The organism is Treponema bryantii, from assembly GCF_900113965.1.
GTDB lineage: Bacteria > Spirochaetota > Spirochaetia > Treponematales > Treponemataceae > Treponema_D > Treponema_D bryantii_A.
The window spans coordinates 344,645-361,573 of sequence record NZ_FORI01000001.1; the positions used below are offsets into that span (position 1 = coordinate 344,645).

At 39.3% G+C, this 16,929-nt stretch carries 8 protein-coding genes; 4 read left to right on the forward strand and 4 right to left on the reverse strand.

Features of this window, described 5'->3' with window-relative positions; all coding sequences use genetic code 11:
- The first annotated feature begins 66 nt into the window (after positions 1-66).
- From BM161_RS01625 to BM161_RS01635, 3 genes are all read left to right on the forward strand, one after another.
- The gene (locus BM161_RS01625; protein ID WP_074929912.1) at positions 67-10,548 is read left to right on the forward strand and encodes an Ig-like domain-containing protein; all 10,482 of its coding nucleotides are present in this window, start codon (positions 67-69) and stop codon (positions 10,546-10,548) included.
- A 61-nt stretch (positions 10,549-10,609) separates the two neighbouring features.
- Complete coding sequence (locus BM161_RS01630) at positions 10,610-12,217, forward strand: PP2C family protein-serine/threonine phosphatase (RefSeq protein WP_074929913.1); 1,608 nt, start codon at positions 10,610-10,612, stop codon at positions 12,215-12,217.
- Between the two features lie 9 nt (positions 12,218-12,226).
- Positions 12,227-12,640 (forward strand): ATP-binding protein, encoded by a 414-nt coding sequence (locus BM161_RS01635; protein ID WP_074929914.1) that lies wholly within the window; start codon positions 12,227-12,229, stop codon positions 12,638-12,640.
- Here the strand turns inward: BM161_RS01635 and BM161_RS01640 are convergent.
- The 3 genes from BM161_RS01640 to BM161_RS01650 are packed head-to-tail and all read right to left on the reverse strand — an operon-like array spanning position 12,627 to position 15,473.
- Positions 12,627-12,926 (reverse strand): STAS domain-containing protein, encoded by a 300-nt coding sequence (locus BM161_RS01640; protein WP_074929915.1) that lies wholly within the window; start codon positions 12,924-12,926, stop codon positions 12,627-12,629. The two genes, BM161_RS01635 and BM161_RS01640, sit on opposite strands and share 14 nt — an antisense overlap.
- A gap of 24 nt (positions 12,927-12,950) precedes the next feature.
- On the reverse strand, positions 12,951-13,931 hold the full coding sequence (locus tag BM161_RS01645) for an SUMF1/EgtB/PvdO family nonheme iron enzyme (protein ID WP_074929916.1): 981 nt from the start codon (positions 13,929-13,931) through the stop codon (positions 12,951-12,953).
- Positions 13,932-13,991: 60 nt separating this feature from the next.
- Entirely contained in the window at positions 13,992-15,473 is a 1,482-nt protein-coding gene (locus BM161_RS01650) for a hypothetical protein (RefSeq protein ID WP_074929917.1), read from the reverse strand.
- A gap of 118 nt (positions 15,474-15,591) precedes the next feature.
- Here BM161_RS01650 and BM161_RS01655 point away from each other — a divergent pair, with 118 nt between their 5' ends.
- A complete protein-coding gene (locus tag BM161_RS01655; protein WP_074929918.1) occupies positions 15,592-16,206 on the forward strand; it encodes a flavodoxin family protein in 615 nt (204 codons plus the stop codon).
- Here BM161_RS01655 and BM161_RS01660 read toward each other — a convergent pair.
- Entirely contained in the window at positions 16,203-16,901 is a 699-nt protein-coding gene (locus tag BM161_RS01660; protein WP_074929919.1) for a queuosine precursor transporter, read from the reverse strand. The two genes, BM161_RS01655 and BM161_RS01660, sit on opposite strands and share 4 nt — an antisense overlap.
- Positions 16,902-16,929 lie beyond the last annotated feature (28 nt).

Genomic DNA, 16,929 nt, shown 5'->3' on the forward strand with positions numbered 1-16,929 from the left:
TAAGAAAGTTTCTTTATAAAAAAAGTTATCAAAGTTATAAGTGTGCTTAAATTGTGGGGTATAACTATGAAGAAACTGAGAATTGCTTTATTAACGACATTATCACTTTTTCTCTTTTTATCTTGTGAAATTGGTCTTGGTGCATCCGTAGACACAGAAGCACCTGCTCTTGAAATAACAAATCCTCCTTCAGACTCAGTAATCCGCGATGAATTTTCTATTACCGGTACATGGGCAGATGATGGTACTATCTCTGGCGTAAGTGTAGAGCTGGTACGTCTTGATAACAGAACATCTTACCCATTTACTGGAACAGTAACTAAAGATTCTCATGATCATAAAAAAGGTGTCTGGAAAATCGTAATCAATCCAAAAGAAAATAATATTATAGATGGAACTTATGAAGCACTTGTAGCAATTACAGATGATGGTGGGCATACAACCACAATGGCCCGCTCATTTACTCTGGATAATACTCCTCCAATCATGCTGCTTTCTCGTCCTAGTGTGCCTTTTAGTCAGAGTGGTTTTGATAATTATGGACGTTCCTTTACTCTTGAAGGAAAAGCTGCGGATGACAGTGGTGTAAGCCTTATTGAAATGAAGGTTTTTGATTTAAACGGCAGCAATTCAGTTCCGCTTAAAACAATTGAGCTTAAAAATGTTCCTCTTACAATTGACCAGGACGTAGCAGTTTTTGCATCTGATGATGAAGTAATGAAGAAAAATTATGCTGCAATCTATGGTCATACAGATGCAAACGGAAATATCAAATCAGATGAAATGAATAATACGGAGCAGCGTTATTGTACAATTACAATTTATGATGATTCACAAAGATACCCATCTGATGGTTCGAGCCAGACAGATTCAGATAAGCGCGGAAACAGTACAGACGTTTATTATATGGATACTGATATTGCGGCCTTGCTTCAGGGAAAGTATAAAATCACTGAATTGTACAGCATGCTCAACGGCTCTTATGGAATCAAAAATGCTCGTGGTGCAGAAGCCGCAGCAGAAATTCAGAGTGTTAAAAAGATTCTGAATAATGCAAAGGTAAATAAAAGTAAATTCTCAATCAATCCTTCAAATAATCCTAAGTATATTGTTACTTCGGCTGTTGTTAAGCAGTCGGATAAGACTCTTAGAGATATTGATTATCAGTTTACTGCAGGAAACCGCTATCTTGAAGTTGAAATTACTCCGGGCCTTGATGGTTATGCAATTGAGCCTGATACTGTAGGTGTATATCTTCAGGAATGTGATGAAAATGGTGTACTTGTAGATGGAGCTCCAAAGATTTGTCTTATTGGAAAAGGTTCTGCAAATCACGTGCTGGCTTTACCGGAGGGAGAGATACCTTCTGCAGACAGTAAAGTTGGTGTTATGACTGTCTCTGGAAAGACATATAAATTTAAGACTTCTAAAACTCTTGATAAAAAGAATTACTTTGAAGTGAATCCAGATAATCCTGATGATGAAAACTACAAACTTAATATTGGAAAATTCTATGCAGTAATTGTTGAAGGAAACGATTCTCAGGGTGCAGAAAACGGAAAAATACTTGGAGAAGGTTTGTATGCATTCCAGCTTGTTTCAAGTGGTGAAAAAATTGAATTAACTGCTACAGGTTCTCCAGAATACATTTCTACAGAAGAAGTGGCATGGAATAATACAGAGATTTATGCTGATAACAAATATACCGTTACCTTAAACTGGAATGGTGGAGAAGCTCCTTATGACATTTACAGACTTGGAAAAGATGATAAAGTAAAAACTGTAACGGAGCAGGTTGTTGTTAATGGTGAAGCTATATGGCAGACAACAGAAGAGTTTACTTATGATGAATTACATGCATTAGCGCCTTCAGGAAAGGTTTTCCCAGACACTCTTACTTATCAGATTAAGCGTAATGGAGATGTAATTTCTATTGATGCGCTTGTAAAAATCAGAACTGACTCTGAAAAGCCACGAGTTTCAATTAATCAGATTACTAATTCTTATTATAAAGAATCAGATAAAAAATATTATGTTCGAAACGTAGCTGGAAATGAATGTGATATTAGCGGTATTGCAACAGATGATACAGGTATAAAAAATATAAAACTGGTTATACCTGGCCTTGCACAAACATTTACAACAACAGATTCGCGTTTTAGCTTCCATGATGTAGAGTTATCAACTCTTTCAAATAATGTTACTGCACAGATTGTTGCAACTGATGTTGCTGGTAATGTCGCAAGTATTGCGGACGAAGTTGAAATTAATTTTGTCTTTGATACAACAGCACCTGCCGGTGTTCATGAAATTGATGCTAAGCAAAAAGATCTCTACTTTAGAGTTGGTGATGGAAACAATGGCGCGGGTAGTAAGTATTCTAAAGATTCTTATGGCAACTCTAGTACGATCAAGATTCGTGGTAAATTTGATGATGGTCAATATGTAGTTTATTCAGAAGATCCAAAAGCATATTCTATTAAAAACACTTCAAATGCCAGCGGCCTTGCAATGATTTACTACAAGGTATTTGATACTGAGCCAGATAAAGATGCTCTGAAGAATTTTGAAGATAATTATGCATCTTCTACAAGCTCGTATAAAGCAGATGGATATTTTAAACCACTGGAGACTCCTGTAAAATATAATGTTTCAAAAAATCTTTCTGATGGAACAACAGAGACAAAGGAGATTGAGACAAATTACGAAGCCACAATTTCTGGTTTTGATCATACAGAAAACTATCTTGCTCTTGTTGCTGTAGATAATGTTGGAAATGCTGCTCTTGAACGAGTAAAAGTTGTGACTGGTGAAGGAGAAAATGATTACACAGTTTATGGTATGTATGTCATGAACAATGATACAGAGAATCCGACAATTACTCCTGGCAAAGCCTTTGAAGAAAACCTTTATGTAAATAGTACTTTAACTCAGAATCTTGTTATCTATGGAATTGCAGAAGATACAGCAGCCGGAATCGATTCAATTACTGTAAAAGTAAATGGAAAAGAAATTCCTGCGGCGGGAACTACCCCTGAACAAACTGAAGCAAATGGTACTATCAAATTCTTTAAGGGCGATGTTTCAAATGAAACAAATGATCAGGATGAAGTTACAAAAACAATAATAATTTATACAGAAAACGGAGTTTCAAAGACAAAAGAAATAAGGACAGAATATAAAGATATCACTAAGTTTGATGATCATAAGCTTTTCTGGGAACTTGAAATCAAGCCTACAGTTTTTGATGGTGTAAATTCAGGAAACGTTAGTGTTTATGCAACTGTAAAGGATAAAGCCGGAACAGGTAACTCTCAGACAGTAACAATTGCAACTGTAAATGTAGATAAGACTGCTCCAACTGCAGAAATCAGAACTCCTTGTAAGGCCGGTGATACAGATATTAGTGTAAACAAATTAATTGAAGTTTCCGGAATTGCAAGTGACAAGAGTCAAATAGAAAAAGTTCTCGGTCTTTATTACAAAGCAGGCGAAGCTGCAAAGCCTGATGATAATACAACAACAGAAAACCTTTCTGCTTCAGGCTGGATCACAATTGACGCTAATGCAGATGACAAAAATAACTGGAGCTTTAAAGGAATAGATACAAGAAAGCTTCCAGATGGTGAAATCAGCATGACTGTTGCTGTAAAAGATATGGCCGGCAATATTGGATATGCAGCTCCTATCAACGTAACAGTTGATCAGGATTCAGACCGCCCGGTTCTTAATCTTTCTCAGATTGGTAAAGAGCTTACAACCATTAAGACAAAGAATGTTTACGGTTCAATCAGAGATGATGATGGAACTGTTAAGAAATTCTGGTACTGGCCAAAATATAAAAACGGTGTAGAAATTGCGCCTCCGACAACAGCACCGGAAGACAACGATGATAAAGGCTGGATTCCAGTTACAGTCAGCGGAAATTCCTGGTCTATTGATTCAACAGAAAGCGATGGTGAAACAACCTGGTTCTTTGCCGTAGAAGATGCAGAAGGAACAATTTTCTGGACTTGTGCTAAAGATGAAAACGACGCAGATGATACACTCAGTCAGCCTTATATTCTCTATAAGGGTGAAATTGTAAAGGATAATAATTCAACAGGTATAAGCTTTAAGTATGATACAAATCCTCCAACAGCCCTGCATCTTTATCTCTACCGACCAGAGCCGAGAGACAATTCTCTGCCTGCTCTTACCCTTTCAGATGTAATAGATAATGCCTCTGCTGAGGATTGGAAGGAAGACAGTAAAATTGCTTTTGGTGGAAATTATCAAACTCTCTTTGCCAAGGTCATTGTCAGTGAAAGTACAGGCATGAAGAAGCTGGAAGGTTCAGCTGGCAGCCTGCCGACTTCTTCGCCGGTTTCAATCAGCTATAAAGATAGTCAGACTTTGAAGTATGAAAACATAAAAGAAATTCATGAAAATGACAGTGAAACTTATACATACTATCTTGGTCCGATTGAAATGGACAACACAGAAGAGCATACACTCACTGTGACCGTAGAAGACGCAGTTGAGAATAAGGGATATATCAGCCGAATTATCATTGTAGATAATACAGCGCCAGATGAAATTACTGGCGTAAAACCTGCAAAGGGCAAGGCTCAGACTGGTGTAGTTAACTATCGTGGTGGAGTAAGTGATAATAAGGGCGGCTCTGGAATTCTTTATAAAGAAGATGAAAGCGGAAATGTAACAGAATATGGCTTAAAGTACTATATTCCAAAGTTTAGTGAAAAGGATAGTCAGCCAAAATCAATAGATTCCTCTAAGTGGCTTGAGGTTACAACACCAGGTGCTTCAAGCTGGGAAATTGAATTTGCTAATCTTGGTTCAGATATAGGTTACAATGCAGAAACTTATGAAGTAGGAACAGATTACAGTGGTTATGAAACTGCTCAGGATAGCGGACTTTATGATATTCCTGTATGGTTCCGTCTTGAAGATAACGTTGGTAATGTCGGCTATAATAACACAAACGCCATTACTTATAACCCTAATGCCGACCGTCCTACAATTGATTTTACTTATCCGGTTCATGACAAAACAGACACTGTCACAGGCCTTTCTTATGTAAGCATGGGTGGTACAATTACCATTTCGGGAATGGCAGCTGATGATGATGGTATTTCTGCAGTTTATCTTCAGTTTGATACAAATGGTGATGGACTCTATGAAGCAGATGAATTTGATTATCCTGAGGATCCTGATAAATCAATTATTCCTGGAGTGAATAATCCACTTACTGGTGCGCCAGAAATAGGAATTTGTGCAACTGGAACAAAGAGCTGGTATTACACAATGAGTCTTAATGGATATACGGGACTCAATGCAGAAGAACATCACAGAACTCTTAATGTAAGGGCAATAGCAATTGAAAAAGATGATGATAAGGATGAGGATGAACAGTTATATAGTGCCTGGACAAAGAATCCTCTTCATATTTCTGTAAACAATAATGTTCCAAACTTCTCAGAAATCAAGCTTAAGAGATTCAGTATTACTCCTACCGCTGATAACCTTAACACGACAGCTTTAACAAATGCTACTCTTGCGGAACTTGATTATTCAAATGGAATGTATATCAACGGAAGTGAGACCTGGTATCTTGTTGGAGACGTCGTTATTACTACAGGCTCACTGGCAAACCTAACTATTTCAGGCAAAGATATTACAGATTTGTCTTATGTAGTTGGAGCTGCAGGTAATACAATTATTGCGAAAACTGAAACTACTGATGGTGAAGTTAAGAAGATAACTTTTGCAATTCCAATTGAACTGAAAAATGGTTCCTTTACTGGAAACTGGAGTACAGAGCTTTATGCAGAAGATACCACAAATGGTTCTCCAAGAAATAATAAATATCCTCTTGTAATCAATCTTGATAATGAGGCTCCAATCTTTGCAGATAAAAATGCTGATGGTACCTTAAAGCTTTATAAAAATGCTTATGGAAAATCTGGAGTTGAGCTTTCAAGACAGAACTCTGAGCATTATGTTCAGAATTCAAATGGAGCAGCCTTTACCCTTGCCGGAAAAGTAACTGAAAACGGTAGTGGTTTCAGCAGGCTTGTATTCTATTATTATCGTGAAAAAGAAGATCATTCAAACAAGCGTATCTATAACCCTATGGAAGTTTATAAGAATGGTACAAATACAAATCTCAATTGCGTAGACCTTGCGGCTACTCAGACAGATGGGGCTGTCTCAATTAACAGTGAAGGTCTTCCTGTTTTGTATCTTGCAAGTGTAGACCAGAACACAGCAGTAACTCTCAAATCTGAGTCGATTAAGAATAACAAGAATATCCGTAAGGGTGGTCTTGTAAAGATTGGTGGTGTTTATAGAACAATTGAAGATGTAAAGGATCGTGATACAAGCGGAGAAATTACCTTTACTCCTAGCTGCAGCGGTACTTATACCGAAGCAGAATTTGTATACGGAATGGTTGTTGATAATAACGGTGAAAGTGAAAAGAGTGATGGCTCTATCAAGGGTGATGATGGTGATGGTATGCTCGAGTCCTTTATTAAGGCTGGTACAGATTATACTTGGGATGCAACTATCGACTCAAAGCACATTCCTGATGGTCCTATAGAGATTCATTGTGTAGTATTCGATAATGCAGGAAATTCTAATCACGGAAAAACACTGACAAACGTAAGCAATAATCCTCCTCGCATTACAAGTGTAAAGCTTGGAACTGATTTGAACAGAGATAATAAATTTGTCCTTGGTTCAAATGCAGACGATCCAAATTCAGAATTCCAGACTTATTATGCAAATGATAATAAGAGCACAAAGACTGGAAAAGATAAATGGACTCTCAATACAAAGACAGAAAGCGAAAATGATACCTGGTGGATTGCAAAGAAAGACCTTGTTGTAATTCCTGAGTTTGTTGGTGGTAACGGACAGATTTATTATCATTACGCTAAGACTACAGGAGAAAGTGCCACAGAAATTGAAACAGCCCATAAAGGTGCCTTGAGTGATTTTGAAGCGCTCCTTTCTTCTGATTTGTCTATCAGGCAGACCTTAACTGAAGAAGATGAAGCAACTCTGTCTGCTTCTCAGCAGGATAACAGCATTGGAGCTATTATCTTAAAGAATGATAGTTCAGATGGTCTTGGAAAACTCAGCACTAGTGTTGGTGAAAATGGAGTAAACCTTTATACCTTCAGCTTCTGGGATTCAACCGATGAATGTACTGTCGGCAATGACAGCCAGTGGTCAGTGCTTAATATCCGTTTCCAGCAGGATCTTGTAGATAATACAGCTCCAACAGGTTCTATCACTCCTTTCTATTGGGAAAGCAGAAATAAGAACAGCCTTGTTTATGATAATAAGGGTAATGCGCTTGGTCATATAGAGCTGCCATCAGATTTGTCGGAAAACTTTACTGATGATGGAATCGGAGTGCGCGACAACAAAGATCCTAAAGTTTCCGGAAAGATTAAGATTGAAGGAGAGGCTTTTGATGAAACTCTGCTTAAATCAATCGAGCTTACTTTTGACGATAAGTTGGTAAAAGCAACATACAATGAAACAGAAAAGCTCTGGACTTATTCAGAAAAGCCGGAAGGCTTTGATCTTGAAATTGCAGATGAACATGGTCCTCTTCAGACAGGTCATTCAGTTACCTGGACTTATACGGTTGACACTTCAAAAATTAATAACATGGCAGCTGCAAACGTAAGCATCACCCTTGAAGTAAAAGATGCAAGCTCAGCAGTTACCGGTGGAAATGGCAGTTCAGTTTCTCCATATCAGGTTGACGTTGTACCTTATATCACAGGAATTACAACAGCCTTCTCTGCAAAGCTTAAATCAAGTATCCGCGAGGCATATTCAAGAACAGCACTTGGTCATTATATTGCCCGTGAAGATGAAACCATCACAATTAAGGGCTTTAATATCAGTTCAACCGGAGAAGTGTCGCTGGATGCAAGTACGCTTACTCAATCAGGTCCATACTCACTGACAGTAAACGGCATTGAAACTCTCAACAATCTGAACAACAACAATGCCTGCGGCAGCTACGAAGGCAGCATTACAGAAAGCAGCTTGTATTCAGACAAGGCAACTTACGCCTACAACCGTATGCCAAACCGTACAAGCAACAGCCTGCTCACAGATGATGTTGTAATTGATATCTGGCAGTTTGACAGTAATGCGGCTGTTCCTAGAAGCGGTGAATTGCGAGAACCAATTATGAGTATCAATCCAAAAACAGGAAAGATAGGATTGGCCTTTGTAAGTGGACCAGGTGATTTTGCTATGGCCGGTGGATTAGGTGATAAATATGATGCTAATTCAAATAATGATCCGACAAAAGATATTTATTCATATAGTCTCTGGCAGAATAACTTTGCAACCTATAATAATATTGCTTTTGCTTATGATGCCTTAGGTTTTGCTCATGCAACAGGAACTGGACTTGATACAAACCCTGGTTCTGGAAGTTTACATGCTGGCCGATTCTCTTATTTCTATAACCGCTGGGGACGAAGTGGAACAGATACAGCAGCAAACTACAAGGGGGCTAAAGCTGTTCGTCTTGAATCTCTGGCAGTCCCAGGTTGGAGCAAAAGCGATGCAGATTATAGCAAGGAGATGACAACTAATAATAAAACAGCAGTTCCATATTGGACAAGAGTTACAAAGGATTTTGATGCAAGTTATATGCAAAATCTGGCTGGAAATATTCCAACAGCTACAATAAACAAACTGCTTTTAAAAGGCGCTGTTCCAGATTCAGATTCACTTACCGAAACAAGATTCTATTCGCCATCGCTGGTTACCACCGTTCATGGAACAGGAAATACTTCAACAACAGCAGTTTATCTTGCGTACTATGACAGTTCGCAGGGACAGATAAGGTTTAGATATAGTAGCTCGATTCCTGAATCTTGGGTATCAGGAGAAACAAGAACAAAACCAGATAATAAAACAGAAGTAGTATCAACAACATTTGAAAAATGGTCTGTGGGTATTGATAATACTGTTACAGTAAATGAAAACTATAATGAAGAATATTTGACTGGCGCAGAAATTGCTCTTGATGAAAATGGTAAATATAATGGACTAGGCTCTTTCCAAGGTGATACGCATCATGCACTTAATGATGTAGATGATTTTGTTGATAATCTTGGTTACTTTAAAAAGACTGGCGATTTTGAAGCTTATATGGAAGCAAATACAGATCACTTTAGTTTAATTGCAGGAACTGATTATCAATTGAACAGTAATGGACAGAAGAATGAGGCGGATTTTATAGTAGAGGATATTGCAGATAAATTAATAGAAGTAGATGCAATTGATAATGATGGCAATGCAGCTGAAGAGAAATACGTCAGATATCGAAAAACAAAGATTGATAAAAATGCTATTGTTATAGATGGAAATGATTATTTTAAGTTTGTAAATGTTAATGGTGTAAAACATCTACGCAAATCTGGTACAAGTAATGCTTATATAGTAGAAGGAGAAGGTACTGAAACAAAACTAAAATATAACTTTGCCGCAAATAATCCTTTGTATGGACAATATACTTATCAGGTTGCCGATCTTGCTACAGACGAAAAAGCTGCTGCAATCAAGAATTATGGTTACCCTGTTTTTGTTCGAATAAAAGGTGGAGATGGTAAGCCTGTTGATTCTGGTACTTGTGAGTATTTAATCCCGACAATTGAAACGGTAAAGATACCTGTACATCAAAAACAAAAATATCCTTCTGGATATAACACCGGCTACACCGCATACAAATACGTTGCCATCGATGCAATGGCTGGAAGCGATGCGGAACATGATAAAGTTGTTGCAGTCTGGTATGATGGTACAAACTGTCTTTATGCTTACAACGATAATCCAACCTCTGGTAAAGACAACGGAGCTGCCGGTGGCTGGAAGGGCAACAAGGTTATCTTTACAGAAGGTGGTGAGCACTGTACCGTTAAGCTTGACTCAGGCGGTGGAGTTCATATTGCCGCTTATGTAGATGGAAGCCTTCGTTATGCACATCTTGATTCACCTGCTGCAGAGTATAACGAAGCAACAGATTCTGTAAAGGTAGACTCCTTCACAATTACCGGTGAGCGAATTACTCTGGACGTTGGTAAGGATTCAAGTGGTAACTTTATTCCTTACATCAGTTACTTTAACGGAACTGCCCGCCTGCCTTGTGTAGCAAAACTCGTGGTTCCTGCAGGCTCTACACCAGACTATAAGGCACAGGGAACAGGTACTGATGATGGCGAAGATATGTTTACCGGAAACTGGGAAATCTCTCTTGTTCCAAGTCCTAAGACTCTTACTACAAATTATTACGACAAGATGAATATCTGTTTGTGGAAGAAGAATGGAACCATTGTTCGTGGTGATGATGCTGGCTTTACGATTTCTAAAACCAAGACCACAAAAGATAACTCAAGCGGAACTACAAATGGTAACATCTACGGTAACGGAACTGCAAACCCAATTCTCGGTTACGCAATTGAATCAACCAGTGGTACCTGTCTTGAAACCGCCCAGATGAAGTAGAATTCAAGAAATTTCTCTTTCCACTAATTATGCTGTATAATTGGTGGAGAGGTGTTTTTTGATGAAAAAGAAGTTTCGGATTTCGGTGCTTGGGCTTGAGCTGATTTTTGGGGCTGTGGTGTTTGGGGCTTTTATGTGCGTCCTGAACAGCTACAATGGATACCGCGAATTCAAAAACGAACTTGAAGTTATTTACGGAACCGTCACCGAGCAGTTTGCGCAGACAGCGGCAACTTATGTAAACAGTCAGAAAATTGATTACTGGATTGAAAACGGTGCCGATGATGAATGGTATGAAACAAACGAACGCCTTATAGATATCACAGAAGCTTCGGAACTTGTTTATGTTTATGTAACAAAGGTTGCGCCAGATTATATGTCGCGCACTTATGTTTTCGATACAGTAAATCATCAGGAAAAAAACAGCAAGGTTATTGAGCTTGGTTATGTACAGTCTCTCGAAAAAAAGGATGATTATTACAGAGGCAAGCTACGCGACGTTCTTGAATACAGCGACAACTACAGCATGTTCTCTTATAAGAAAGGCGGCGGCCATGTAACCAGTGCCGTGCCGCTTCTCGACACAACCGGAAAACCTTGCGCCATTGTAAGCGTTGTAAAACCAATGCACGAAATCAAAGAGTATAAGAGACGCTTCCTAAAATCAATAATTATATGGGCGCTGATTCTTACAACACTCTTTATTGCTCTGTACGCTCTCTTCCTTTATCTTGGAATTATCCGTCCGATTCTTCTTGTTACTTATGAGACAAGCCATCTTGCAGAACATCATGGTGAATTAACTGGCGGGCTTAAAAAAGTCCGGGGACATAATGAAATCAGTACACTCGCAAAATCAGTTGAAAAAATGAGTGATGATTTGAACCGCTTCATCATAGACCTTACACACGCAACTGCAGAAAAGGAACGACTTGGCGCGGAGCTCAACGTTGCAAAAAAGATTCAGGCAGAAATGCTACCTCGCGTTTTCCCGCCTTATGAAAATCATTCTGAAGTAGAGTTGTTCGCAAGCATGGAGCCTGCCAAGGAAGTTGGTGGAGATTTTTATGATTTTTATATGATTGATGATGACCACTTTGCTCTTGTTGTTGGAGACGTTAGTGGTAAGGGAGTTCCGGCAGCCCTCTTCATGGTCATCACAAAAACTCTTTTGAAAGATACTGCGGCACATGAATTTGACCCTGCAAAAATCTTTGAGCATGTAAATACAATTTTGTGTGAGAGTAATGAGAGTGGACTTTTTGTTACCTGTTGGATGGGCATTCTCACAATCTCAACAGGGGAACTTAAGTTTGCAAATGCGGGACACAACGCTCCGATTATTGTTCAGAATGGCGAAATCAAATATCTGAAAACAAAGCCAAATCTTATGCTTGCCGGAATGGAAGGTATTCCGTACACAACTCACAGTATAAAGGTTTCCAAAGGTGACAGACTTTTTATTTACACAGACGGCGTAACAGAAGCGACCGATGCTCAGAATGAACTTTATGGTGAAGAGCGCCTGCTCAAGGTTATGCAGACAATTGATGATAAGAGCCCTCGCGAGGTAATTGGAATTGTCCGCGATGACATAAACGCATTCGTAAAAGATGCGCCTCAGTTTGATGATATTACAATGCTTGAAATGCTGTACAAAGGACTCTAGCAAGGAGAGATGATGGAGCTGAAAGTAAAGGCATCTGATGAAAGTTTACAGGCTGTAAATGATTTTATTCATTCTTCTCTTCCTGCTGGTTGTGACATGATGGTTTTGAATCAGATTGATTTAGCTGTGGAAGAAATCTTTGTAAATATTGCGCATTACTCTGGTGCAGAAGAAGCTGATATCTCCTGTGTGTTTGAATATGGTGGTGATGATAAGGGTGTTCTTGAAGTGATTTTTAGTGATGCAGGAAAACCTTTTGATCCGCTGGCAAAAGAAGACCCGGATATTACCCTCAGTGCAGAAGAGCGTAATATCGGCGGGCTTGGTATTTTCCTTACAAAGAAATTTATGGACTCAGTTGAGTATGAATACTCTGGCGGAAAAAACAGATTGAAGTTCAGGAAGAAGATTATTCTACCGTAAGAATACTATCCATACCGGTTGCTTCGAGCACCTGCTTTGTGAAGGCAGATGGAGAGCGGATAATCATTTTACCGCCGGTTGGAAGCATGAGCTTGTGAGCAAGTAAAACAACGCGGAGTCCCGCACTGGAAATATACTGAATATTTGAAAGGTTCAGATAAAGAGTCTGAGTATCTTTTGCAATCTGCTTAAGCTTTGCTTCGAGTTCTGGCGCAGTACCTGTATCAAGGCGGCCGCTGATTACGAGTTCGAGAGAATTAGCTGTTTTGTTTTCTGTGATAGTCATATTTTTATTCCTCTTATAATTTAATTACATTGTTTCGCCAAGGGCGCTGCAGCAAACTCTAAAGCCAAGGCTGCTGCTCTTTCCGTTTGGTGCACTTCCACTGCGGTAGAAAACAGTACACTGCTGAGGGTCATCAAGCCAGCTTCCACCGCGTTTTACGTGCATGTCGCCAGTGCTTGGTCCGTGCGGGTTAGTCTGAGCGCCGCTCGGTAAGTTTGGAACGTAGTAGTCCCAGCACCATTCAGCAACGTTACCACACATATCATAAAGCTTAAGACCATTAGGATCTTTAGTTGCAACATCATGACTTGTGATACCACTATTTTCTCCATACCAGGCAACCTGATTAATATTCTGGCTTCCTGCATAAGGATTTGGAGTAGAAGTCTTTCCATCGCGGGCAGCATATTCCCATTCAGCTTCAGTTGGAAGACGGAAACCGTTTGCAGTAAAGTTACAGTTAATGCGCTTCCATACAGGGCTGGTTGCTTCGAACATGCTTAAATCAGTTGATGTACCAATGCTGTAGCAAGGCATAAGACCGTTGAGCTTACTGAGCATATTGCAGTATATGATTGCTTCGCACCAGTTTACACTTTCAACCGGGCGGTTTTCGCCTTCAAGCTTCGAAGGATTTTTTCCCATAACGTGGGCGTACTGCATCTGAGTAACAGGTACTTCGCTCATATAAAAACTTACCAGAGTTACAAGACTATTGTGAGAGCCGCCACCCATTACAAACTGTCCACCAGGAATCAAAATCATCTTAGGATTTTTGCCGATTGCAACACGAGGCTTTTCCGAGCTCTGGGCGGCGCCATCGCCTTCCTTTACAACGCGAACCGGAACACCACAACGCGAACAGAATTTATCCATAGTGCTGAGCGCATTACCGCATTCTTCACATGAGCGTAAAACTTTTATATCTTCATTTGCCGGATATCCGCAATTAAAACAAAAATGAGCTTCATCAGGAAGCATTGTGCCACATTTGATACATTTCATAGCATCTATTATAAACCATATCCCGAAATTTAGGAAATTTTATCCTGTTAAAGAGACTATTTAATGGTCCTGGTTTCCAATGATTTTTCTGAGTTCGTTCAGGTCGCGGGTAAGAGTTTTATCTCCCGGGAACTCTGCAAGGCCCTTTTCCAGAATCTTTAACGCATTTTCATAGCGGCCCTTGTTTGCTTCCTTTGCAAATTCATTATGAATAAGCGCAATGCAGTTTGAATAAAAGCCCTGATTCATTTTTTTGATGCTCGAACTTTGCGGTAACTGCTGAACTGCCACTTGAGACTCTGCATAGCCGGTAGTGTAGTCGCGGTTTCTCATATATTCATTTAAGATTTCAAGCCACGCATTTTCCAGATAGAGGTCGGCGTGTTTCTGCTGTGCGCTTGTAAAAGCTTCAGAAATTTTCAGATTGGCAATTGTCGTAAGCTGTTCACGGTAGGTCTGTCCCTGAGTCTTCGAGAGAATAAAAATATCTGCCAGAGTTTCATGCGCTTTACTTAACTGAGATTTTGAAACATACGGACTCAAGTTTTTGTAGGATTCTTCTGCCTGAGAAAGATTCTTTTCCTGAATACAAAGTACAAAAAGATTGTTAAAGCAGGTATCCATATTTTTCTGAAGAAAATCATTGTTTCCCCAGCGTTCAATAAATTGGGTAAACCATTCAAGCATTGAGTCATATTCGGCAGCAGAGTCCGGGCGAACATTAATATAATTACACGGAAGAATATCCAGTTCACTGCGCACAAAGGCTGAGCCCACAGACTCTTCCGTACGTACAGCATCAAAGCGGGCAGCCCCAAGCGGCACGGCCCTAAAATAATCTTTAGTCTGGATATACTCTGAACACAGGTTACCTGCAATTAAGCCTGTAAAAACTCCGTCGCTTACCTGCTTGCGGTTTGCGTAATATTTTTTTGGAACCACATAATATTTTTTTATCTGACTTTCGTTTTCAATTTCTTCTTTGCTTCCAGGATTAAAGCCATAAGGGTTTGTTGTTTCAATATCAATCTTCTTTGTTTTGCCCTCTACATCTGAAGGAACATAAAGAGAACAGAATGCGTGCTCCGTTGTGTGCTGTCCGCAAACCTGAAGTCCTGCGGCCTTTGCAGCGGCAAGGTAAAGCACGGCAGAAGAAACACAGTTGTAGGTGCCGTTTTCTATTGCAACATTCAGCTTTGTCTGATTCAAAGAATATTTTTTCAGATAGTCGCGGTATAAATATTTTAAGATAGCGCGGCCACGTTCTTCTTCAGAAAGAGCCTGCATTTCCTTCGAGGTTACTTCTGCTTTGATTTTCTGAAAAGCTTCAAAACAGCGCTGCCAGGTTTCACTACCCGGAGTGCATTCAGAAAATCTCATTCCCATTTCAAAAACTTCATCTGCTGAATAAACTTCCGGAGCTGTGTTGGTGTGAAAAACATCTTCAATAGAAAAAAGCGGTTCAAAAGATGGATGTTCATATGCCCCTAAAAAAGAGCAGAAAAGAAGTGCGGAAATCAATAAAAAGAAAATTCTACGCATAAAACCCTCGCTGCAAGTAGTATAACGCAGAAACATTCTTTTTTAATAGAGATTTTAACATTGTAAAAATCACTTATACCCCTTATCTTTTTAATAGATTATTTTATGAGAGGTGTATATGAAAGTACTTTTAGTAAATGGAAGTCCACGTTCAAAGAGTAATACTCTGCTTGGTTTGTGTGAAATGGAAAAGATTTTTAATGCACAGGGCATTGATACTGAAATCATAAATATTGGAAAAAAAGATATTCACGGCTGTATTGCCTGTGGAAGATGCAGCGAACTTGGTAAGTGTGTTTTTGATGATGTTGTAAATGAGTTTGCAAAGCAGTTTGAAGAAGCTGATGGTATTGTTGTAGGTTCACCTGTTTATTATTCTGCTCCAAATGCAACCGTTCAGGCTTTCTTACAGCGTCTTTTTTACAGCAGTCATTTTGATAAGACTATGAAGGTTGGTGCAGGATTTGTTTGTGCCCGTCGTGGTGGTACAACTGCTTCATTTGATGTTTTGAATAAGTTTTTTACAATAAGCGGAATGCCTATTGCTTCAAGTCAGTACTGGAATAATATTCACGGAGGAGCCCCTGGCGAGGCTGCTGACGATGCAGAAGGTATGCAGACCCTCCGTGTACTTGCCCGCAACATGAGCTTCCTTATCAAGTCTATTGCTCTTGGAAAGAAGCAGTTTGGCTTACCTGAAAAAGAAGATCATGTCTGGACAAATTTTATTTAGTCTTCAACGTATTTGCCTGTAATCTTTCTTGCTATGTAAACAAACGGAGTATCAAGCAAACTTGTTGCAATGTAGATTACGTAGCATGAAAGTGTGATGGCACAAAGTTCTTTGAAGCTGTAGATTCCGAGGAATGCACCAAAGTTGAAAAGAACAATGTTTACAAACTGCGAAATCAATGTAGAAAAGTTGTTACGGAACCAGAGCATTTTTGAGTGGCTTCCTGTTTTCTTTTCTGTAAGTTTCCACCATGCGTGGTAAAGTGAAACATCAATAAACTCAGAAATTACGTAAGCGATAAGGCTTGAAAGAAGCATACGTGGAGTGTTAGAGAAAAGACCGCGTACGAATTCGCTTGCCCAGTCTCCTTCTGCAGGAATATAACGTACCCACATAAAGCTCAAAAGGATAAAGCTGAGACTTGTGAAAGTTCCGGCAAGAACGCCCTTATTTGCTTCTTTCTTTCCATAAATTTCACTGAGGATATCAGTAGCAAGGAAGGTAGCAGCAAAAAGTGTGTTACCCAATGTCTGATCCATTCCAAATGCGTGTACAAGAATAGTAACTTCGATGTTTGCAAGAACTGTACAGATACCAATCCAGGCGAAGAGTCCGCCTTTACCAAAAACCTTAAGGAACAAAAGAGTTCCACCAAAAGACACTAAAAGTGTGATAACGAGAAAAAGTTCATTCATTTAAATGACCTCAAAAAATAGAATTGAC